Annotated in this window: 21 protein-coding genes; 2 read left to right on the top strand and 19 right to left on the bottom strand. The window is 70.5% G+C overall.

Features of this window, described 5'->3' with window-relative positions:
* Positions 1-76: 76 nt before the first annotated feature.
* The 4 genes from ACP15J_RS13675 to ACP15J_RS13690 all read right to left on the bottom strand — a co-directional run bounded on the left by ACP15J_RS13675 (position 77) and on the right by ACP15J_RS13690 (position 5,730).
* Positions 77-1,498 (bottom strand): dihydrolipoyl dehydrogenase family protein, encoded by a 1,422-nt coding sequence (locus tag ACP15J_RS13675; RefSeq protein WP_424937712.1) that lies wholly within the window; start codon positions 1,496-1,498, stop codon positions 77-79.
* Between the two features lie 162 nt (positions 1,499-1,660).
* Positions 1,661-2,860 carry a lactonase family protein gene (locus ACP15J_RS13680; protein WP_424937713.1) on the bottom strand — a complete coding sequence of 400 codons (1,200 nt, stop codon included), beginning with the start codon at positions 2,858-2,860 and terminating at the stop codon, positions 1,661-1,663.
* A gap of 1 nt (position 2,861) precedes the next feature.
* Positions 2,862-4,148, bottom strand: a complete 1,287-nt coding sequence (locus ACP15J_RS13685) for an adenylosuccinate synthase (RefSeq protein WP_424937714.1) — start codon at positions 4,146-4,148, stop codon at positions 2,862-2,864.
* A gap of 154 nt (positions 4,149-4,302) precedes the next feature.
* The gene (locus tag ACP15J_RS13690; protein ID WP_424937715.1) at positions 4,303-5,730 is read right to left on the bottom strand and encodes a hypothetical protein; all 1,428 of its coding nucleotides are present in this window, start codon (positions 5,728-5,730) and stop codon (positions 4,303-4,305) included.
* Positions 5,731-5,865: 135 nt separating this feature from the next.
* Here ACP15J_RS13690 and ACP15J_RS13695 point away from each other — a divergent pair, with 135 nt between their 5' ends.
* Entirely contained in the window at positions 5,866-6,600 is a 735-nt protein-coding gene (locus ACP15J_RS13695; RefSeq protein WP_424937716.1) for a Pr6Pr family membrane protein, read from the top strand.
* A gap of 6 nt (positions 6,601-6,606) precedes the next feature.
* On the opposite strand, the gene ACP15J_RS13700 is transcribed toward ACP15J_RS13695, so the two are convergent.
* The 14 genes from ACP15J_RS13700 to ACP15J_RS13765 all read right to left on the bottom strand — a co-directional run bounded on the left by ACP15J_RS13700 (position 6,607) and on the right by ACP15J_RS13765 (position 17,309).
* Positions 6,607-7,281, bottom strand: coding sequence for a LuxR C-terminal-related transcriptional regulator (locus ACP15J_RS13700; protein ID WP_424937717.1), 675 nt, complete (start codon positions 7,279-7,281; stop codon positions 6,607-6,609).
* 283 nt (positions 7,282-7,564) lie between these two features.
* Positions 7,565-8,305 carry a hypothetical protein gene (locus ACP15J_RS13705; RefSeq protein ID WP_424937718.1) on the bottom strand — a complete coding sequence of 247 codons (741 nt, stop codon included), beginning with the start codon at positions 8,303-8,305 and terminating at the stop codon, positions 7,565-7,567.
* Positions 8,272-9,012, bottom strand: coding sequence for a hypothetical protein (locus tag ACP15J_RS13710; protein WP_424937719.1), 741 nt, complete (start codon positions 9,010-9,012; stop codon positions 8,272-8,274). The genes ACP15J_RS13705 and ACP15J_RS13710 overlap by 34 nt, the downstream gene beginning before the upstream one ends.
* Complete coding sequence (locus tag ACP15J_RS13715) at positions 9,009-9,728, bottom strand: ATP-binding cassette domain-containing protein (protein ID WP_424937720.1); 720 nt, start codon at positions 9,726-9,728, stop codon at positions 9,009-9,011. Before ACP15J_RS13715 ends, ACP15J_RS13710 begins: the two co-directional genes overlap by 4 nt.
* A 2-nt stretch (positions 9,729-9,730) precedes the next feature.
* Complete coding sequence (locus ACP15J_RS13720) at positions 9,731-10,576, bottom strand: hypothetical protein (RefSeq protein ID WP_424937721.1); 846 nt, start codon at positions 10,574-10,576, stop codon at positions 9,731-9,733.
* Complete coding sequence (gene mpaP / locus ACP15J_RS13725) at positions 10,573-12,261, bottom strand: daptide biosynthesis intramembrane metalloprotease (protein ID WP_424937722.1); 1,689 nt, start codon at positions 12,259-12,261, stop codon at positions 10,573-10,575. Before mpaP ends, ACP15J_RS13720 begins: the two co-directional genes overlap by 4 nt.
* Positions 12,258-13,076: a daptide-type RiPP biosynthesis methyltransferase gene (gene mpaM / locus ACP15J_RS13730; RefSeq protein WP_424937723.1), complete on the bottom strand. Its 819-nt coding sequence runs from the start codon at positions 13,074-13,076 to the stop codon at positions 12,258-12,260. Before mpaM ends, mpaP begins: the two co-directional genes overlap by 4 nt.
* 71 nt (positions 13,077-13,147) lie before the next feature.
* A complete protein-coding gene (locus ACP15J_RS13735; protein ID WP_424937724.1) occupies positions 13,148-13,273 on the bottom strand; it encodes a hypothetical protein in 126 nt (41 codons plus the stop codon).
* 37 nt (positions 13,274-13,310) lie between these two features.
* Positions 13,311-13,433, bottom strand: coding sequence for a daptide-type RiPP (locus ACP15J_RS13740; RefSeq protein WP_424937725.1), 123 nt, complete (start codon positions 13,431-13,433; stop codon positions 13,311-13,313).
* A gap of 36 nt (positions 13,434-13,469) precedes the next feature.
* Positions 13,470-13,604 (bottom strand): hypothetical protein, encoded by a 135-nt coding sequence (locus ACP15J_RS13745; RefSeq protein WP_424937726.1) that lies wholly within the window; start codon positions 13,602-13,604, stop codon positions 13,470-13,472.
* 3 nt (positions 13,605-13,607) lie between these two features.
* Positions 13,608-14,822: an iron-containing alcohol dehydrogenase gene (locus ACP15J_RS13750; RefSeq protein WP_424937727.1), complete on the bottom strand. Its 1,215-nt coding sequence runs from the start codon at positions 14,820-14,822 to the stop codon at positions 13,608-13,610.
* A complete protein-coding gene (gene mpaD, locus ACP15J_RS13755) occupies positions 14,819-16,051 on the bottom strand; it encodes a daptide-type RiPP biosynthesis aminotransferase (protein WP_424937728.1) in 1,233 nt (410 codons plus the stop codon). Before mpaD ends, ACP15J_RS13750 begins: the two co-directional genes overlap by 4 nt.
* Positions 16,052-16,059: 8 nt before the next feature.
* The gene (mpaB, locus tag ACP15J_RS13760) at positions 16,060-17,124 is read right to left on the bottom strand and encodes a daptide biosynthesis RiPP recognition protein (protein WP_424937729.1); all 1,065 of its coding nucleotides are present in this window, start codon (positions 17,122-17,124) and stop codon (positions 16,060-16,062) included.
* Between the two features lie 14 nt (positions 17,125-17,138).
* The gene (locus tag ACP15J_RS13765) at positions 17,139-17,309 is read right to left on the bottom strand and encodes a hypothetical protein (RefSeq protein WP_424937730.1); all 171 of its coding nucleotides are present in this window, start codon (positions 17,307-17,309) and stop codon (positions 17,139-17,141) included.
* 192 nt (positions 17,310-17,501) lie between these two features.
* Here ACP15J_RS13765 and argG point away from each other — a divergent pair, with 192 nt between their 5' ends.
* A complete protein-coding gene (gene argG, locus ACP15J_RS13770; protein WP_424937731.1) occupies positions 17,502-18,947 on the top strand; it encodes an argininosuccinate synthase in 1,446 nt (481 codons plus the stop codon).
* 50 nt (positions 18,948-18,997) lie between these two features.
* Here the strand turns inward: argG and ACP15J_RS13775 are convergent, their stop codons facing one another.
* Positions 18,998-19,384 carry a DUF1304 domain-containing protein gene (locus ACP15J_RS13775; protein WP_424937732.1) on the bottom strand — a complete coding sequence of 129 codons (387 nt, stop codon included), beginning with the start codon at positions 19,382-19,384 and terminating at the stop codon, positions 18,998-19,000.
* Positions 19,385-19,455 lie beyond the last annotated feature (71 nt).

Genomic DNA, 19,455 nt, shown 5'->3' on the forward strand with positions numbered 1-19,455 from the left:
CGGGTCGGTTCGAGCGTAAGCCACGAGTCCGACATCGAGCCGAAATCAGGTGACGTTCGCCCAGATTTGTCCGAGATCAGGCGGAATCCCTGCCGTAGGCCTCGAGGAGACGCAGCCAGACCTCACTGATCGTCGGATAGGACGGCACTGCGTGCCAGAGGCGGGCGACGGGCACCTCTGCCGCCACCGCCACGCTCGCCGCGTGGATGAGCTCGGCGACGTCAGGGCCGGCCAGGGTCACGCCCACGACGACCCCGCGCGTCTCGTCGACGACCATCCTGGCGTGGCCGCGATAGCCGTCCTCGTACAGGCCGGCGCCGGCGACCGAGGAGAGCTCGACGTCGACCGCCCGCACGGTGAGCCCCGCCTCCGTGGCCTGCGCCGCGGTGAGCCCCACCGCCGCCACCTCGGGAGAGGAGAAGACGACCTGAGGCACGGCGCCGTGGTCGGCGGTCGCGACGTGACGGCCCCAGGGGCTGACGTCGAGGTCTCCGCCGAGTGCGCGGGCCGCGATGACGTCCCCCGCCGCGCGGGCCTGGTACTTGCCCTGATGGGTGAGGAGCGCTCGTCCGTTCACGTCGCCGACCGCGTACAGCCAGTCGGTGCCGGGCACGAGGAGCGTGTCGTCGGTGCGGATCCACTCGCCCGGCGTCACCCCCACAAGCTCCAGCCCGATGTCGGCTGACCTGGGCCTCCGCCCCGTCGCGACGAGAACCTCCTGCGCCACGACATCGCCTGCATCGGTGCGGACCGTGACGGTGTCGCCGTCGCGGTCGACGCCCACCGTGGCCGTGTGGGTGCGCACCTCGACGCCGAGCTCGCGGAGCCCCTCGTCGACGAGGTCGCCGGCGAACGGCTCGACGGAGGTGAGGAGCCCTCCGCGTGCGATCACGGTGACGCGCGAGCCGAGAGCTGCGTAGGCGGTGGCCATCTCGACCGCGACGACACCGCCGCCGATGACCGCGAGAGACTCCGGAACCTCCCGGGCGCTCGTGGCCTCGCGGCTGGTCCACGGGCGCGCCTCGTGGAGGCCGTCGATCGGCGGGATCGCCGCGTCCGACCCGGTGCTGATCGCCACGGCGTGGCGGGCGCGGAGCCGACGCTCCTCGCCCTCCGGGGTCGTGACCACGACCTCGCGCTCACCGGTGAGCCGGCCGTGACCGCGCACGAGGTCGATCCCGGCGCTGCGCAGCCAGCCGACCTGGCCCTCGTCCGACCAATCGCTCGCGAAGCCGTCGCGACGAGCGAGCACCGCCCGCACATCGAGGTCTCCGGTCACGGCCTCGGCGCTGCCCGCGACCTTTCGCGCCGCCCGCAGCGCCTGCGCCGGGCGGAGCAGCGCCTTGGAGGGCATGCACGCCCAGTACGAGCACTCGCCGCCGACGAGCTCGCTCTCGACGATCACCGCCGTCAGCCCGCCCTGGACGGCGCGATCCGCGACGTTCTCGCCGACCGGCCCTCCGCCCAGCACGATGAGGTCGTATTCGTCCTTCGTCATGTCCTGCCGCCTCTCCGGAGAGCTCCCCCGCATTCCAGCCTGACAGAACCCGCCGACGCGGGGGCCGATATCTCCTGTCGACTCGTCGGACCATACTGACTTTGTCGGATCAGAAACCGAGAACCGGCCGACAGAATGACATCGAGCCGACGTCGAAGACGGCTATCGAATCGCAAGGAGCACTGTCGGGCTCGGTGCAGGAGCCCGGTGGCGGATTCGTCCGGGAGCTCCCGTGCGGTCGTCGAGGTCGATCACCGCGACGTCGTCGGACCGCTGACCGGCCACGAGCAGGGCGCCGTCGTACACCAGGTGGTGCCGGGGCCAGTCGACGCCGGCCTCGGCGAGGGCGAACGGCTCGACCGTCGCCCCGTCGCCGCGCACGCGGAGCGCGGCGACGGTGTCGCTGCCGCGGAGGGCCGTGTAGAGCGTCGCGCCGTCCCGAGATCGGGCCAGCTCGGCGGGGAAGTCGGATCCGATCTGCGCAAGCGGCGTCGCGATCGTCGCCGCGACGACGCCCCAGCGTCCTCCGGCTCCCTCGGCGAGGGTGAAGACCTCGCACGAGTACTCCGTCACGACGTGCAGGTGGCCGCTCGGGTGCGCGACCATATGGCGAGGACCGGTGCCGCGGGGCAGGACGACCTCGTGATCGAGGACGAGGCCTGTCCTCCCCGAACGCCAGAGCCGGACGAGGTCGTAGCCCAGATCCGTCGTCGCGATCCGTCCATCGGGCAGGAAAGCGGCCGCATGGGCGTGGGAGGCCCGTGGATCGCCGTTCGGGTCCGTCCGGTCGGGGTCGGATGCGTAGGGATCGGCCGCGGCGAGCGGGTCCGGCGCGGGGCGAGCGTCTGACGCCTCCGGTGAGCCGGCCGCGCCACGGGGATCACCGTGTTCCGCTGCGGCTCGGGGACCGCCATCCGCGGCAGGAGCCTGGTCCGCGCCGAGGAGCGCCGCCCGCAGCGCGGCGGCTCTGTCCGCCACGGCGGGACGCAGCGCGCCGTCCGCCGCAAGGCCGAGACGCACGACGCGGCCGTCGCCATAGCAGCTGGCGACGAGCGAACCGCCGTCCGGGGCGACCGCGAGGTGACACACCCCCTGCCCCACCGTGATCGGCGCGCCGAGCGGTGCGAGCACGGCATCGCCGCTGCGCACGAAGGCGGCCACGCTTCCCTCGCCCTCCAAAGCGGCGTAGACGACGTCGAGCCGGGGGTGGGCGGCGAGCCAGGACGGCGAGGCGGCGACCGTCGCGACCCCCCGATAGGCGAGCGTGGTGGGCTCGCGTCCCTCGTCGCCGGACAGCAGGCCGATGCCCACCGCGGCACCGCCGCCGTCGGGCCCGTAACCGCCGACCCAGAAGCGGGTCACGTCAGTCGACGAGGTCGTGACGCACGACCACCTGGTCGCGCTCGGGGCCGACGCCGATCACCGAGATCCTCGTGTTGCTCATCTTCTCCAACGCGAGCACATAGTCCTGCGCGTTCCGCGGCAGGTCCTCGAAGGAGCGCGCGGACGAGATGTCCTCACTCCACCCCGGGAAGTACTCCAGGATCGGCTTCGCATGGTGGAAGTCGCTCTGGTTCACGGGCACGTCGTCGAAGCGGGTCCCGTCGACGTCGTAGGCGACGCACACCGGGATCCGTTCGAGGCCGGTGAGGATGTCGAGCTTGGTGAGCACGAGGTCGGTGATGCCGTTGATGCGGGTGGCGTACCGCGTGATCGGCGCGTCATACCACCCCACCCGGCGCGGCCGGCCGGTCGTGGTGCCGAACTCGAAACCGCGCGCGCGCAGCCAGTCGCCCTGCTCGTCGAAGAGCTCCGTGGGGAAGGGGCCCGAGCCGACGCGCGTGGTGTACGCCTTCACGATCCCGACGATCCGGTCGAGGCGCCCAGGCCCCACGCCGGAGCCGGTCGCCGCGCCGCCGGCCGTCGCCGAGGAGGAGGTGACGAACGGGTAGGTGCCGTGGTCGACGTCGAGCATCGTCGCCTGCCCGCCCTCGAAGACCACGACCTCGTCGCGGTTCAGCGCCTCGTCGAGCAGCGCGCTCGTGTCGGCGACCATCGGGCGCAGTCGATCGGCGTAGGACAGAAGGTCCTCGACGATCTCCTCCGCGGCGATCGCCCGGCGATTGAAGACCTTCACCAGCAGATGGTTCTTCTGGTCAAGGGCACCTTCGACCTTCTGGCGGAGGATGTTCTCGTCGAACAGGTCTTGCACGCGGATTCCCACGCGGTTGATCTTGTCGGCGTAGGCCGGACCGATCCCGCGGCCGGTCGTGCCGATCATGCGCTTGCCGAGGAAGCGCTCGGTGACCTTGTCGAGCGTGCGGTGGTACTGCGTGATGATGTGGGCGTTGGCACTCACCTTGAGGCGCGACACGTCGATGCCACGGGACCCCAGGGCCTCGAGCTCGCTGAAGAGCACCTCGAGGTCGATCACGACGCCGTTGCCGATGACCGGGGTGACGCCTGGCGAGAGGATGCCGGAGGGGAGAAGATGCAGGGCGTACTTCTCGTCTCCCACGACGACCGTGTGACCGGCGTTGTTGCCGCCGTTGAACTTGACGACCCAGTCGGTCCGCTCGCCGAGCAGATCGGTCGCCTTGCCCTTGCCCTCGTCGCCCCACTGGACGCCGACGATCACGATTCCTGGCATGGGAGAACCCCCTTGGTGACGGCCGCACTTCGCCGTCGCTGCGTCGCCGGGTTTGCACCGGCCGATGAGCTGACCCGATCGGGCCACCCCATCCTATCGGTGGCCCCTTTCTGCTCCGGGCGCCGGAAGGGCTCCCCGGGAAGCGGCCTGGCGCTCACTGTGCGGAGCGACGGACATCCTCGACCAGGTCCCACAGGAACCGGAGCCACGGCTCGGGAGGGAAGCGTTCGGCGACGAGCCGCTGGTTGTGCCGCAGAGCGGCGAGCACCGCGGCATCGCCCCGTCTCCGACCGGCGATCGCCTCCATGAACTCCGCCGCCGCGGTCCTGACGCCCTGGCCGGGTGCGATGAGTATCCGGTGGTACCCGGGGCCGTAGACGTCGTCGAAGGCGGCGAAGGGCGTCGTCGCGCAGGGGACTCCGGCCAGACCTGCCAGTGCCGGCCCCAGCCCGACGCTCTCCACGTCGGCCACCGGGGGCGTGAAGACGACCCCTCCTCCGCTCTGGGCGCACCAGCGCAGAAGATCGACCTCATCGAGGCGCCAGGATCCTCGCTCGTCCTGGAAGCTGCTCAGGGGAACCCCGTCGAGGAGCCGGAAGGCCTCGGGGTGACGGGCATCGTCGACGTGACGCCGGAGCACGGCGGCGTACGCAGGGTCCTCGTCGAGGGCGCCGAAGACCAGAAGGCACGGCTTCGGCACCCCCCGTTCCTCGGCGTACGTGCACATCGCGTCGACGAGGGCGATGCTGCGCTCGACGCCCTTGACGGGGAAGATCCGCACCGGGGCGAGGACGACCGGGCGCTCCGGGCCGACGTCGAGCTGATCCCGGAACGTCGCGACACGGTCCTCGACCTCGTCGAGCGGCCTCTCCGCCGGAAGGAGGTTGGGCAGATACGTCGGTCGCACGGGTGTCGGGTACCGCGACGCCTCGTCCTGGAGGGCCGGGGAGACGACCACCCACCGGTGGAACGGCTCCCTGGGCAGAGGCGTGAACGGATTCGGCTCCGCGGGGTAGATGCGCTCCGCCCCTTCGCGAACCGCATAGCTGCCGAAGAGATCGTGATCCCAGAACACCACTCCGCCGGGGCGCCCCTCCCCCCACCGCGCCCGCGCCGCGTTGTGGAGGGCGCGGGTGACCGGAACCGCGTCCGACAGCGTCATGTTGAGGGCGAGGACGTAGTCCGGATCCGTGTCGGCGAGCCATGCGGTGAAGTGCTCCTCGTACGGCGCCGTCAGACGCTCGATCCTCGCCTCGAGGGCCGCGAGCTGAGCGGCGGACGACGTCCGGGCCCTGGCCACGGCCGAACGCACCGCGAGAAGCTCCTCGCCCGCCGCGACCGTCCCTCCGAGCGGGACCGAGGCCGACGGCACGAGCCAGGACGGGTACCGCGCGCGCCCGCCGTCCGGGTAGAAGCCCGGCTTGTCGAACCGCCAGGAGTACCCGAAGTCGATCGGCACCGACGGGCCGACCAGACCACGGCCGATGGCCTCCTCCAGCATGTTCCTCAGCGTCGTGAGGATCCCGCTGACCGGCAGACCGTCCCCGGAGACGACGGCGACGCGCAGCGGACGTTCTCTCATCGCGGCTCCCTTTCCGGAGGTCGAGCGTGCTCGGCATGACTGGCGAGGTCTCGATATATTTTGACTGCGTCTAGAAAATAAGGGAGCATCGCGTCGGCGATTCCCGCAGGCCGCCACGACCCTAGAGTGAGACTCGTGACCTCCCTCGCTTCCGCAACGCCGCGGCGCACCTCTGCCACCCCCGCCAGGATCACCGGCTGGTCGGTGTTCCGCCTCGCCGGGGCCGCCGCGATCCTCGCCGCGGTCGGACATCAGCTGATCGCCACGCTCGCCCGCGCCGTCACCGCGAGCGAGCCGTACGCGGCCCACCTCCCCACGGTCCTGACGAACTTCTTCAGCTTCTTCACGATCGAGTCCAACGTCTCGGCCGCCGTCGCGTTGACGATCGCCGCCGTCTGGTCGCTCCGGCATCGGGACGCCGAACGGGAGCCGCGCGGAATCGCCGTCCTGCTCGCCTGCGTCTCGAGCTACATGATCGTGACCGGCGTCGTGTACAACACGCTGCTGCGCGGGATCCCCCTCTCACAGGGGACGACCGTGGCCTGGGCCAACGAGATGCTCCATGTGGTCGGCCCCCTGATCCTCCTCGTCGACGTGCTCTTCGCTCCCGCCCGCCGGCGATTGGGATGGGGAGCCCTCGGCACGATCGCCGCCTTCCCGGTCGCCTGGGCCGCGTATACCCTCGTCCGCGCGAACATGATCGTCTCCCCGACGACGGGCGAGCCCTGGTGGTATCCCTATCCCTTCCTCAACCCGCACAACTTCACGAGCGGCTATCTCGTCGTCGCCCTGTACGTGGTCGGCATCGCCGCCGGGATACTCACGGTCGGCGCTGGCGTGATCGCCGCCTCCCGTATGCGCGGCCGTTGATCCGGCTCAGCCGGATCGCCTCTCTTCCGCGCCGGTGAGGCCGAGCGCGTACAAGGCCACCTGCAGCCGATCGCGCACCTGCCATTTGGCCATCACCCGCCCGAGATGCGCCTTGACCGTGGCCTCGGAGAGGTGGAGCACCCCCGCGATCTCGCGATTGGTCATTCCCCGGAGGAGGAGCCGCACCACGTCGCGCTCGCGTGGGGCGAGGAGGCCGTCGCCCGCGAGTCGACCGGCATCGGCCCGGCTCGGGCAACGCGCGATGTGCTCCACGATCTCGCGAAGCATCAGCCGCGAGATGAAGACGTGCCCGACCGAGACCTCGGCGACCGCCCTGCCCAGTTCCTCTGCGCCGGCGTTGCGCCCGACGATCCCCCGGACCCCCGCCCCGAGCAGGATCGCGACCTGCGCGAAGGATGCGGACGATGCGACCGCGATCAATCGCGACATCTGGCAGGCCGCGACCAGGGCGGCGAGATCGGCCGGCTCCGGCTCATCGCTCCCCACGTCGTAGACGACGACCGCATGGGTCTCGCCGCTCGCGGTCGACGCCGTCTCGGCGACAGACGTGCTCGCCGAGATCCGCAGCCCCGGCTCCGCGGCGAGGATGGCCGAGAGGGCAGAGGCGACCAGGGCGTCGTGGGACACCACGATCACCTCCTGCACCTCAGCCGACGCCATGGCCCGGCCCTCCGCCGCTAGCCTCGCCTTTGGCAGCCGTGCCCGCATCCCCGTCGTCGCCGTGCGACCACCTCCGCCCGGACCACCGCTGTGCCTCATGACGCGCAGAACCATGAACACCGTTCATGAAAGTACATCTCATTTATGCCCCCGTGTCTCACGCTAACAGCCTGATATCCCGGGAATGCGTGCGTTCTTGTCCCCTTTTCGGGGGACATCTCCTGCTGCTCTAGCGAATCATCTCGTGGGTGTGGTTCACGGCCGGAGCCGTCGATCCCGCTCGTCACCGGAGACGAGGGCGCAGGCGATACACGAGGAAGGAGATGGCCATCGCCGTCACCGCCCACAGCAGGAGGACGACGGGCATCATCGCCTGCCCGCCCCCGGCGGATCCCGCGAAAGGCGCCCCCACGGCGACGAGCACGCTTCCCAACGGGAGGGCCCGCGCGAGCTCAGGGGCGATCTCCGCCAGAGGCAGTGCAGGGCTCAGAGTGAGCACCACCACGAGCAGTACGGAGAGGGGAGCCCTCACGACCGCGCCGACCGCGAACCCCCATATCCCGCTCCAGAGACCGACGACGAGCACGGGGGCGGCCAGGGGCCACCAGCCGAGATCGACCTGGAGGCCTGCGCCGACAGCACCTGCGACGCACAGCGCGACCACTCCGACACACGCGCCGCCGAGACTCGATGCGGCGGCGCGTGTCCAGAACGGCGCACCCGCCCGGAGAACGAGCTCGTCGCGGGCGACAAGACCGCACGCAAAGGCCGTCGACGTCCTGACGGCTCCGAACGCCGCGGCGAGGAGCGCCACGTTCACCGCCAGCGTCGTAGGGAAGGAGGCGCGCAGGGCCTCGATGGCGCTGGGGTCCATCCTCGCCTCCGGCAGGCTCCCGAAGAGCGAGGCCGCCGGAAGCACGGCAAGGATCAGACAGGCGAGAAAGAGACGATCGCGGAGAAGACGCCCGCCCTCGACGACGACGGCCCGGATCACCCCTCCGCCCGCCTGCGTACCGCCGTCCATCCCGCCGCCACGGACAGGGTTGCCCAGCCGAGGAGGACCAGCCCCGCCAACGGCGGGGGCAGGAGGCCGTCGATCGGAGCGCCGCTCAGGCCAGCGACCGCGCCGACCGGGAGGAACCTCTCCACCTCCCGAACCCGGCTGAGCATCGGCACACCGACGATCGGCGGGAGGACGAGCAGCACCAGGACCGCGACGTAGTAGTTGCGAACGAGCCAACCGACGCCGCACCCGAGAACGGCGGCGAGCGTCCCCGCGACGACAGCGCCGGACACGATGGCCGCGGCATCGGCGTCCAGGACGAGATCTCCTCCTCTGACCGCAAGGACGACGGCCACGACGATCGTCCAGACGACGACGCCGGCGAGCGCGAAGAAGAAGCCGAGGATCGCCGCGGCGACGACCCTCACGCTCACCACCGCCGAGGGGGAGGCGGACAGGAACGAGCGGTCCATCGCCCGGTAGTAGTCGTCCTTGGTCACCAGGTAGCTGCCGAAGAAGGCGCAGCCGACGGCCCCGGTCGCCCCTGCGGCCAGCATCGCGCCGGTCGCCGCGGCGTCCCCTCCGTCGAAGGAGTCCAGGGCGCCCGTCATGAAGACGAGCAACAGCGGCGGGGCCACGACGAGGGAGAACATGCTGACGAGAGTCGGCGCCGACCGCGCCTTGAGCAGTTCGGCACGAAGGAGGCGGGGGAAGGGGGCGCCGATCATCGCGGCACCCCCGCCGCATCGACGAGGGCGAAATAGCCGTCCTCGAGAGACCATCCCGGTCGCGTCAACGACTCCAGAGGGCCCACATGGAGCAACGAGCGCCGCACCACGGCCACGTCGTCGACGACATGCTCCAGCTCACCGAGCTGATGGCTGGAGACGAGGATCGTCCGCCCCCGGCCTGCCTCCGAGCGAAGGAGAGCCCGGAGCCACCGGACCCCCTCCGGGTCCAGGCCGTTCGCCGGCTCGTCGAGGACGAGGAGATCCGGATCCCCGATGAGCGCCGAGGCGAGGCCGAGGCGTTGCCTCATGCCCGTGGAGTAGTTCTTCACCCGCTTCCGTCCCTCGCCCTCCAGACCGACGAGGTCGAGGAGCTCATCAGCTCGCCCTTTCGGCATGCCCGTGGCGACGGCGAGGATCTCCAGGTGCCGACGCCCGGTGATGCCGGCCTCGAAGCCGAGCCCGTCCATATGAACGCCCACCGTCCGCGCCGGATCGGGGAGGTCTCGGAATCGGCGTCCGAAGACCGTCGCCGACCCCGAGGTCGGCCGGAGGAGTCCGACGAGCCCTCTCATCGCCGTGCTCTTTCCCGCCCCGTTCGGGCCGAGGAGCCCCATGATCCGTCCTCTCCTCACCGAGAAGGTGAGGGAGTCCACGACCCGGCGTCCGCCGAAGTCCCGGCTGAAGTCGATGAACTCGACCGCTGCGTCTCCCATGATCATGCCTTCCTGCCCCGCGACGGGCCGTGCTCGCGAATGGTCCGGTGGATCGGATCGATGAGATCCGGATAGTCCCCGCTCATGGCCCTCGCCAGCATCCGACTTCCGGCGTAGACGATCGCGACCTCTCCGGAGCGCGAGGCGAAGACGCCGGGAAACCTGTCACGAATGCCCTCGGCGATGTCGGGGACGAGGAGGGAGTGGAGGTAGAGCGTGACGATGTCGCTCCCCGCCGGGGCACACCCCCACGACTCCCAGTCGACGAGCGCGAAGGCGGGAGCGAAGAGGTTGGCCCAGTGCAGGTCGCCGTGACAGGTGGTCCATACGACGTCCGCCAGATCGTGCTTGACCCCGAAGAGGACGTGCGCCCGATGCACGATCGACTCCGGCGTCGTCACGGCTCGTCCCGTGCGATGAGAGGCGAGTGCCTGGAGCGTGTCCTCCAGGGCGTCCCACCACTCCTCGGACAGGCCTGGAGCGTTGCGCAGCTCCGGCGAGGGCGAGCACGCGGCGCCGGGCAGGAGCTCCATCAGCTCGGCCCGGACGACGGAGGAGCCGAGCGCCCATTCGTCCCAGGCGAGCACCCGCGGACGACGCATCGCGACCGGATCCGGTGCCTCGAGGTTGCCGTTCCACCAGTCGCCCCGGGCAAGCTCGGGACGAGCCATGACGATGCGGAGCCAGGCCCTTCCGTGCTCCGAGGAGAACACCCGGAGCCCCGCGGTGCGGCCGTGCCAGCCCACCTGTGGGCGGCCCTCCCCCACCGCCCCGAACCTCGTCAGCGCCGACGAGAACACCTGAGCGAGATGCGCCGGGAGGGTCCGAGCGTCGAAAGCCTCCGTCATCGCCCGCTCCCGCCGGTGATCGCAGCCCAGGGCTCCTCGACGACGGCCCGGAACAGGAGCCGGCCCAACGGCTCCTGTTCGCGCGACTCGACCTCGGCCATCCCGGAAGGGGGGAGCCGCCCTTGGTCTCCGTCGACGAGGACGGCGACGCCCTGTGCGGCGGCGGAGACACCGGGGGAGGAGACGGGCGCGAGCGCCTCGATCGGCACGGACACGTCTTCCGGAGCACTCTGCGCGATCGAGCCTCGGCCGACCTCCGGCCGCAGCACGACACCGTTCGCTCGGAGGACGACGCGGTCGCCGGCGCCGACGCCGTCCGCTGACGACGCGACGACGAGAACTCGTCCGTCCAGGACGACGAAGCCCGCGTGCACGGATGACGACACCGGCACCGATATCGCCCCGGCGACGCCGAGCGCGACGAGCGTCAGCGCCGCGAAGGTCCGCCCGACGCGCGGGCGCGCCCGGAACACAGCGAAGAGGAAGCGGAAGACCTTGCGGAGGACGGAGACCACGAAAGCGAGGACGAGGAGGAGAAAGAGCGTCGCCGTCCACGGGCCGAGGGCGATCAGGACCGGCTGCAGCCGTACGGCGGCCCAGAGGAAGAGCAGGGCGGGGAACACCGCGCAGAGGGCTCCGAAGAGCCCGAGGGCCCACGAGGACCCGAGCGGCTCGCTCTCAGGCCCTCGATCAGAGCCGCCGGCCTGACGGGGGACGACGCCGAAGGCGATGCGCGAGAGGATCCTTCCCGCCCTGTCGATGGCACGGGCACGAAGGTGGGGCGTGTCGGTGACGGCCACGAGGGCCAGATACCCGTCGAGCTTGAGGAAGGGGAGGAGGTTCGCGGCGACGGCGAGCAGACAGGCCGCCCCGAAGACGATGAGGAAGCGACGCGCCCCGTCGCCGGCGACAAGGGACACGAGCGCGAGCGCCAGGCATCCGACGGCCAGGTGCAGCGCAGGTCCCGCCAGAGCCACGACCGCCCGCCGCGATCGTTCGCGTATGCGCCATCCGTCCGTCACATCGCAGAAGAAGGCAGGGAGGAAGTACAGCAGCATGAACCCCATCCGGGTGGGCCTGCCGCCGAACGCGGAGAGGGCCACCGCGTGGGCGATCTCATGCGCGCACCCCGTCACGAGGATCGCGAGCAGGAGCGCGCCCGTCATGTCGAGGGGAAGCGGGCTGCTGAGCAGGGAGAGGACGAGAGAGCCGTTCGCCGCGACCGAGACGGCAGCCAGCAGGACGAGAGCGGAGAGCGTCGCCAGCAGCACACCGCCTCTCGCCCTCCTGCCTCGGAAGGGTCGGGAGAGAACAGCGGCGAGCGGGGACGGGTCGAACAGCGTCCATTGGAACGTCAGCGGCCGCCGATAGACGAACCGTCGGCGGGAGGGGCTCCGCCCCTTGCCGACCTCGAGCAGCCCCGCCGAGGCCAACGCGTCCAGGGCGGCGAGCGCCTGTGGTCCGTCCACGTCGAGACCGGCGAGCCGGACCGCGTCCTTCAGCGAACGACGCCCGTCGAGGAACGACGCCATCAGGGCGAAATCCGCTCCGACCCTGGCCCGAGGTACGCCGGCGACGGAGATGATCCACGGTGCGCCCTCGCCCATCGGCGGATCGATGCCGACGCGGTCGCCCAGCTTCGGATGCTGCTCCTCCCAGGAGCGCACGCCAGCCGGGCCGTTCATGCCGTGTACGCCCGGATCAGCAGCCCCTCGGATCCGGCTGCGCCGGCTCCGGCGGCGACGCTCTCGACACGGGAGAAGCCCGCGTCGACCAGTTCATGATCCACCTCGTCCGCGGTCAGCACCGCGACGGTGGAGGCGTATTCGGCGGCTTCGAGGACGCCGCCCCGCTCACGAGCGACGTGCAGGATCGAGACGTGCCGTGTCCGCCCGTCCCGGGTGACCTCGTCGCTGATCACGGCTGCCTCGGCCTCGCCATCGACGAGAGGCACGATCCTGGTGGAGGTCGCTCCGGGACGAGGAGCCGACGCGTGGACGGACACGAGAAACCTCCCCTGCGGTCCGAGGTGCCGCCGGACGACACCGTAGAGGCGTGCTCGGTCCTTGCGGTCCAAGAGCAGGAGGGACGTGGTGCCGAGGACGATCGAGCCGAACGTCCGCCCGAGGGAGAAGTCCCGCATGTCGCCGACGATCGCCGTCAGCGGCGCCGGCCTCCGCGAAGTCGGCAGCCCGTCGTACCGGCGGAGGAGGAGTCGTATCATCTCCGGCGAGAGGTCGATGCCCGTCACCGGACGGCCGAGCGAGAGCAAAGGAAGCGCGAGGCGCCCGCCTCCGCAGGCGAGCTCGAGGATCTCGCCGTCGTCCTCGGAGAGAAGCCGCAGCAGCGCCGCCTGCTCGCTGGTGTCGAAGGCGGCGAGCCTCTCGTAGAGGCGGGCGCCCGCCGGCGAGTAGAGGTCCTCCGGATCGCCCGGCGCCAGGAGCGAGGCGAGAACGGCGGCAGGACGCGCCGGATCGGTCGGGCGGGTGGACGATGACACGGTGTGCTTCTCTCGTTGGGGACGGCGGGGTATCGACAGATGGGCGGTCAGGGTCCTGACCGCCCATCTGCTCAGGTGGCGAGCAGGACGAGAGCGAACCCGAACGTGCCGATGTTGAACAGCCATTCCTCGGCGCTCATCGGCGCATCGGCCTGATCGACCTCCTCGAACCAGAGATCTCCGTGGATCGTGCGCATGTCCTCACCCCCTTCCGGTGCTGTTCGATGCCTCAGGTCACGTCGCGGCGAGCGCGATGAGCCCGAGGACGACCGCGAGCTTGAAGCCCACGTACATGTCCGAGTCGGGGGCTTCCATGCCCTCGATCTCCTCGAAACGCAGTTGCGGTGAGAGTTCCATCCGTCACCTCCTTCCTGTTCTCCGTGCCGGGCCGGCTCAGGTGACGAGCGCGACGACCGTGCTCACGTAGCCGACGCCCAGCCACATCCCCCACCAGAAGGACTGCTCGTCCGGTGCATCCGCGGCCTCGACCTCCTCAAAGGCGAATCCGCTCATCTCTGCCATGGTCATTTCTCACCTCCTCACCGTCATCGGAACGTCATCGTTCGCCCCCTCCGAGGCCTCCGCGTAGACCTCCGCGATGTCGGTCTCCCAGAGGCCGCGTAACGCGGGGCGATCACCGCCCCAGAGCGCGGCGCAGCGACGGGCGGCGACGGCCGCATCGGCGGGCGAGAAAGGCGGCTCGGGCACACCCCAGGCGGATGCCCATTCCCGGCACCCCTGAACAGGCTCGGAAGGCAGCGACAGCTCCTCGGCGACGACGCGCCAGATCCGCACGAGCCGCTGCCCGTCGCCGAACCGCGCATCCCCCTCCGTCGCCCGCCTCCAGATGCCGGGGAGAAGCCGGAAGGTGACGGGCACTTTCCGATGCCCTGACGCCGCGGAGAGCTCGTTCGCCAGGTACCAGTGCTTCGCCCCGTACGGGTTGCGGCCGACGAGCGCCCACCCTCGATGGGTATCGGCGCTGGCCACGGCCAGGCGGAGCCGATGACGGTCGTCGAACGGTCCGGCCGCTGCGTCCCGAACCGTCCGACACACGGTTCGGACGAGGTCCGTGGCCACGGCGTCCTGAAGCTCAGCCCTCCTGCTTCCCGCCCAGACGCCGAGGACACGGAGAAGGATCTCGGCAGCCCCTTCGAGGATGGCGGCGGCGGGGAGGGAGCGGGTGAGCTCCGGGTCGAGGACGGCGAAGTCGGCCTTCATCGCGGCCCCCGCGACCAGAAGACGCGACCCTCCGCCGTCGAGGCAGGCGACAGAGCTCGCCTCCGATCCCGTCCCCAGGGTCGTCGGGACCAGGATGAGCGGAGGAACGTCGGCGCCAGACGTGGGAGGAAGCAACGCCACCCCGAGCCTCCCCGCGCTCCGCCTCATCGACTGGAACCCCGAGTCTCCCCTCAGGAGAAGCCGTGTCAGCTTCGCCGCGTCCATGACGGACCCGCCTCCGATGCCGACGACGGCGCTGGGCGCCTCCGCCGATCGCTCGATCGAACCTCTCGCCCTCTCGAGCAGGCCCTCCTGCGTCTCCTTCTCGACATCCGCCCTGACGACGTGGCGAAAGCGAGACGTCAGGAGCGGATGCAGGTCGAGCAGCCGGCCGTCGGCGATGATCAGGGACCTCTTGTCGACGCCGAGCCGCGGCAGCGAGCTCGTCGCTGCGCCCGCGCCGATCACCACCGGGTTCGTCCCCTCGTGAACGGCCAGGGCGGCAAGAGGAGGCGTTCCCCTCATGAGGCCTCCTGCTCGTCCAACGCGCCCTCGACGGCCACGGCGATGAGCTCCACGTCCGCCGGCGTCGAGACGGCCGGCGGGATGAACTGGATCCCGGACGGTGCCGGATGGACGATGACGCCCTTTCTCCTGATCCGTTCGACGAGGTCGATCACGTCGAGCGGCCCTGCCGTGGGATCCGGCGCCACGGTCACCGCGCGAAAGGCGCCCGCACCCCGCGCTCCAGAGATCCGCGGATGCGTGCGGAGCCGCGAGACCACGGCATCCAGATGCGCGGCGACCTCTCGAAACCGGGTGTCGAGATCAAGGGACTCGTAGAGATCGATCGTGGCGAGGATCGCCGCGCAGGTCGCCGGAGCGCCGGCCTGCGTCTCACCGTGGACGAAGGGAGCGTCGGCCCTGTCGAACGCCGACGCGATCCGCTCCCCCACGGCCACGACCGCCGCTGCGCACGTGCCGTTGGTGAGCGCCTTGGACAGCAGCAGAGCGTCAGGGTCCCATCCCGCGGAGGCGAACCTGCGCCCCGTCCTCCCGAATCCCGTCGCCACCTCGTCCGCGACGACGAGGAAGCCATGCTCCTCACGGAGCGTCCGGACGGCGGCGAGGAATGGAGCGGGCACGACGACCGCCCCCGTGCCGAGCACAGGCTCGAGGACGATGGCCGCCACACGTCCGCCCTCACGCGCCAGCAGAGTCGCCAACGCCTCACCCCCGTCATCGAAGGGGACGTGGCGGATGTCCCGCCGGTCGACCCCGTAGAGGGCCTGTCCGAGATCGTCCCCGCTCAGCGCGTGAGCACCATAGGTCAGCCCGTGATAGCTGCCCCGGAGGCCGACGACGATCCGGCGCTGCGGCTGCCCCGAGAGGGCCCAGAACTGACGGACGAGCTTCATCCCGACGTCGTTCGCGGCGCTGCCGGACGTCGAGTAGATCAGCCGGGAGAACGGCATCCCTGTGAAGTCGAGCACCCTCTCGGCGGCGGCCTCCGCCAACGGATGGCTGCGCCGGAAGAGCGTCAGATAGGAGGCGTCGCGGAGCGCACGGGCCACGGCGTCGGCGATCTCCTGGCGGCCGTAGCCGAGGGGGACGTTCCAGAGGCCGCTGGTCGCGCAGTACGCGTCGACACCGTCGGCGAAACGCACCCGGGTCCCCTGGGCGGAAAGCGCCCACCGCTCGCGCCCCGGGCTCTCGCTCGGCCGCACGAGAGAGGTCCAGGCCCTCTCCGGCATCCTCCTCGTCATGCCGTCACCGCACCGGGGCTGATCGTGACGCCACGGTCGGCGAACCGACGCAGGAGATCCGCGATGTCCTGATCGAGACCGACGCGGTCGAGACCCGCGGCGACGATGGCGCTCCTCGCCGCGTCGAGAGAGGACGAGGCGAGGAGGATCTCGACGACGATCGCCGTGTCGCGGCCGAGGGCGAAGCGGCGTCCGGACCCGCCCACGACGAACTGATGCTCGTCATCGCGCCAGATGACCAGGTTGTCGGTGCGGAGGGCGTCCGGGGCGGGATCCTCGCCGGTCAGCGTGCCTCCGAACCCAGAGATCCTCCACGTCTCGCCGCCCTCGCGTCCGACGACCCGCAGCGCCGTCAGATAGGCGCGCAGCCACCCCCTCTCTGCCAGCCTCCCCTCGATCCTTCGTCCCCCGACACCGTCGAGAAAGGTCAGGGCATCCAGCTCGGTCGCAAGGGCGTGCAGATCGGCGACCGATCCGACAGAGGGCGCAGCCGCGCCGTACCGGGCCTCCCCGTCGCGGTCCACCGTGAGACCGGTGACAGCGACCGGAGAGCGATCGACGGTCGCCTCGATGACCGCCCGGTCGGCGAGAGCGACGGACGACCCGGCCAGCTGCGGGATGAACCGTCCCGTCGACCGGGCCTCGTCGGCATCGGCGATGAAGGCGTCCCAGCTCCGCTCCGAGAGGCAACGGACGACCATGGGGCGGGTGATCGGGAGGAACGGGAGGGAGAGGTAGTCCTGCATCTCGATCTCGTAGCCACGACCGATGTGCATGAGGTCCCCCGGCTCGGTCAAGGCGCCCTGATAGGTCAGCAGGCGGGCGCCGGAGGAGAGGTCCTCCGCGCCGGGCTCTGCCGCGGCGGGGGTGAGGACGGCGTCGCCCCTTGCCGAGAGCCGGGTCAGCTCGTGCAGATGCTCGCGGGTCTCGCCGAACAGGACGCGCCCCTGCCCCGTCCCGCGCGTTCCCGTCGCCCAGTGGAAGACGGCGGAGGAGATCTCACGGGCCGGGGAGGCCGCCCCCTCGACCGGGACGACGCCGGTCATCGTTTCGTTCGCCATGTCCCCTCCCGGGATCACCGCGTCGGGCGCCGCACGGCGACCACGAGGAGGACGATCCCGGCCAGGAGGCAGCCCCCGCCGCTGACGTAGGCCTCGAAGCGCCCCTCGGACCGGATCATCGTGAACGCCGCGATCCCGAGAAGCAGAGCTCCGAGGGCGATCGACCATCCGCGCTCCTTGCGCATAGGTGCCTCCTCCGTGTGTCTCCCGCGAACGCCGATGACGCCTCGCGGTTTGTCACGGCCAAGCTAGCCAGCGAGCTCCCCTCCCGACATCGGACTTTCGTCGCTTCCTCCTAGACGGAGGTCGAGGGTTTCACGACCCGTCTGGGCCGTCCGCAGCCGTGGGACGGAGTGCCGTCCCGATAGGCTGAGAGCATGTCCAAGGTCCTCCAGTCCCTCCCCGTCGGCGAGCGCGTCGGCATCGCCTTCTCCGGTGGCCTCGACACCTCGGTCGCCGTCGCCTGGATGCGCGACAAGGGCGCGGTGCCGTACACCTACACCGGCGATCTCGGGCAGTACGACGAGGACGACATCGCCTCGATCCCCGGCCGTGCGCTCGAGTACGGCGCCGAGGCCTCGCGACTGATCGACTGCAAGACCGCTCTCGTCGAGGAGGGGCTCGTCGCGCTCTCCTGCGGCGCGTTCCACATCCGCTCGGGCGGCAAGACGTACTTCAACACGACGCCCCTCGGCCGCGCGGTGACCGGCACGCTGCTGGTACGCGCGATGAAGGAGGACGGGGTCGACATCTGGGGCGACGGCTCCACCTACAAGGGCAACGACATCGAGCGGTTCTACCGCTATGGCCTGCTCGCCAACCCCCGCCTGCGCATCTATAAGCCGTGGCTCGACGCCGACTTCGTCACCGAGCTCGGCGGCCGTCAGGAGATGAGCGAGTGGCTGGTCGCGCACGGATTCCCGTACCGCGACTCGGCCGAGAAGGCCTATTCGACCGACGCGAACATCTGGGGGGCCACGCACGAGGCCAAGACCCTGGAGCACCTCGACGTCTCGCTCGAGACCGTCGACCCGATCATGGGCGTGCGGTTCTGGGACCCCTCCGTCGCCATCGAGACCGAGGACGTGTCGGTGACGTTCGACGGCGGCCGCCCCGTCGCGATCAACGGGGTGGAGTACGCCGACCCCGTCGCGCTCGTGCAGGAGGCGAACGCGATCGGCGGCCGTCACGGCCTCGGCATGAGCGATCAGATCGAGAACCGCATCATCGAGGCCAAGTCACGCGGAATCTACGAGGCGCCCGCCATGGCGCTGCTGTTCATCGCCTACGAACGGCTCGTCAACGGCATCCTCAACGAGGACACTCTGGCGACCTACCACGAGCAGGGCCGCCGCCTCGGCCGCCTCATGTACGAAGGGCGCTGGCTCGAGCCGCAGTCGCTCATGCTGCGCGAGTCGATCCAGCGCTGGGTCGGGTCGACCATCTCGGGCACCGTGACGATCCGTCTGCGCCGGGGAGACGACTGGACGATCCTCGACACCGTCTCGCCGAACCTCTCCTACGGCCCGGAGAAGCTCTCGATGGAGCGCGTCGGCGACGCCGCGTTCGGCCCGGTCGACCGGATCGGCCAGCTCACGATGCGCAACCTCGACATCGCGGACTCGCGCTCCCGCCTGGAGCAGTACGCCGGGCTCGGTCTCGTGGGGGGCGCGACCGGCGAGCTCGTCGGCCGGGTGACCGCCGGCGAGGCGTCCGAGATCGCCGGCACGGTCGAAGGCTCCCTCGCCGAGACGGACGAGGCGCTGGCCGAGGCCGTCGACGCCGCCTCCGAGGGCGCCGCTTTCGACAGCGGCACCGACTGACACGACGGGACGAACCCGCGACGCCGCCGGCACCCGTCAGACGATCGGCGTCAGAGGACGAGACCGATCGCCAGAACGATGACGCCCAGCACCGGGATCACTCCCTGCTTCAGCGCCGCGCCTCGCTTGCCCGGGCTCGAGGCGAAGAGGACCAGAGCAGCGGCAGCCATCGAACCGATGCCCGTGAGGATCAGCGTCGCGCCGATGGCGGTGCTCCCCACGGCGTAGAGGATCACGCCGACGAAGACCGCGATCGCGAGGAAGAGGTTGTAGAACCCCTGGTTGAAGGCCAGTTCCTTCGTGGCGAGCGCTTCCTCCTCCGTCGTGCCGAACGTCGCGCGCACCCGCGCGCTCGTCCAGGCGATCGACTCCATGTAGAAGATGTAGACGTGGAGGAGCGCCGCCACGACGGCGATGACCAATCCCGCGATGACCATGATGTGATGTTCCCCTCAGAGACGATTCTGTAATGACCGTTTCAAACTATACTGGACAGGTCGTTCCAGAT

The sequence above is a fragment of the Microbacterium sp. S308A+ genome, from assembly GCF_049800815.1.
Taxonomy (GTDB): Bacteria; Actinomycetota; Actinomycetes; order Actinomycetales; family Microbacteriaceae; genus Microbacterium.

Excerpts from the sequence above, each read along its gene's own strand:
- ACP15J_RS13675 (WP_424937712.1), bottom strand. The coding sequence starts at position 1,498 with ATGACGAAGGACGAATACGACCTCATCGTGCTGGGCGGAGGGCCGGTC.
- ACP15J_RS13685 (WP_424937714.1), bottom strand. The coding sequence starts at position 4,148 with ATGCCAGGAATCGTGATCGTCGGCGTCCAGTGGGGCGACGAGGGCAAG.
- ACP15J_RS13690 (WP_424937715.1), bottom strand. The coding sequence starts at position 5,730 with ATGAGAGAACGTCCGCTGCGCGTCGCCGTCGTCTCCGGGGACGGTCTG.
- ACP15J_RS13700 (WP_424937717.1), bottom strand. The coding sequence starts at position 7,281 with ATGGCGTCGGCTGAGGTGCAGGAGGTGATCGTGGTGTCCCACGACGCC.
- ACP15J_RS13705 (WP_424937718.1), bottom strand. The coding sequence starts at position 8,305 with ATGGACGGCGGTACGCAGGCGGGCGGAGGGGTGATCCGGGCCGTCGTC.
- ACP15J_RS13710 (WP_424937719.1), bottom strand. The coding sequence starts at position 9,012 with ATGATCGGCGCCCCCTTCCCCCGCCTCCTTCGTGCCGAACTGCTCAAG.
- ACP15J_RS13715 (WP_424937720.1), bottom strand. The coding sequence starts at position 9,728 with ATGGGAGACGCAGCGGTCGAGTTCATCGACTTCAGCCGGGACTTCGGC.
- ACP15J_RS13720 (WP_424937721.1), bottom strand. The coding sequence starts at position 10,576 with ATGACGGAGGCTTTCGACGCTCGGACCCTCCCGGCGCATCTCGCTCAG.
- mpaP (WP_424937722.1), bottom strand. The coding sequence starts at position 12,261 with ATGAACGGCCCGGCTGGCGTGCGCTCCTGGGAGGAGCAGCATCCGAAG.
- ACP15J_RS13735 (WP_424937724.1), bottom strand. The coding sequence starts at position 13,273 with ATGCGCACGATCCACGGAGATCTCTGGTTCGAGGAGGTCGATCAGGCC.
- ACP15J_RS13740 (WP_424937725.1), bottom strand. The coding sequence starts at position 13,433 with ATGGAACTCTCACCGCAACTGCGTTTCGAGGAGATCGAGGGCATGGAA.
- ACP15J_RS13745 (WP_424937726.1), bottom strand. The coding sequence starts at position 13,604 with ATGACCATGGCAGAGATGAGCGGATTCGCCTTTGAGGAGGTCGAGGCC.
- ACP15J_RS13750 (WP_424937727.1), bottom strand. The coding sequence starts at position 14,822 with ATGAGGGGAACGCCTCCTCTTGCCGCCCTGGCCGTTCACGAGGGGACG.
- mpaD (WP_424937728.1), bottom strand. The coding sequence starts at position 16,051 with ATGCCGGAGAGGGCCTGGACCTCTCTCGTGCGGCCGAGCGAGAGCCCG.
- mpaB (WP_424937729.1), bottom strand. The coding sequence starts at position 17,124 with ATGGCGAACGAAACGATGACCGGCGTCGTCCCGGTCGAGGGGGCGGCC.
- ACP15J_RS13765 (WP_424937730.1), bottom strand. The coding sequence starts at position 17,309 with ATGCGCAAGGAGCGCGGATGGTCGATCGCCCTCGGAGCTCTGCTTCTC.
- argG (WP_424937731.1), top strand. The coding sequence starts at position 17,502 with ATGTCCAAGGTCCTCCAGTCCCTCCCCGTCGGCGAGCGCGTCGGCATC.
- ACP15J_RS13775 (WP_424937732.1), bottom strand. The coding sequence starts at position 19,384 with ATGGTCATCGCGGGATTGGTCATCGCCGTCGTGGCGGCGCTCCTCCAC.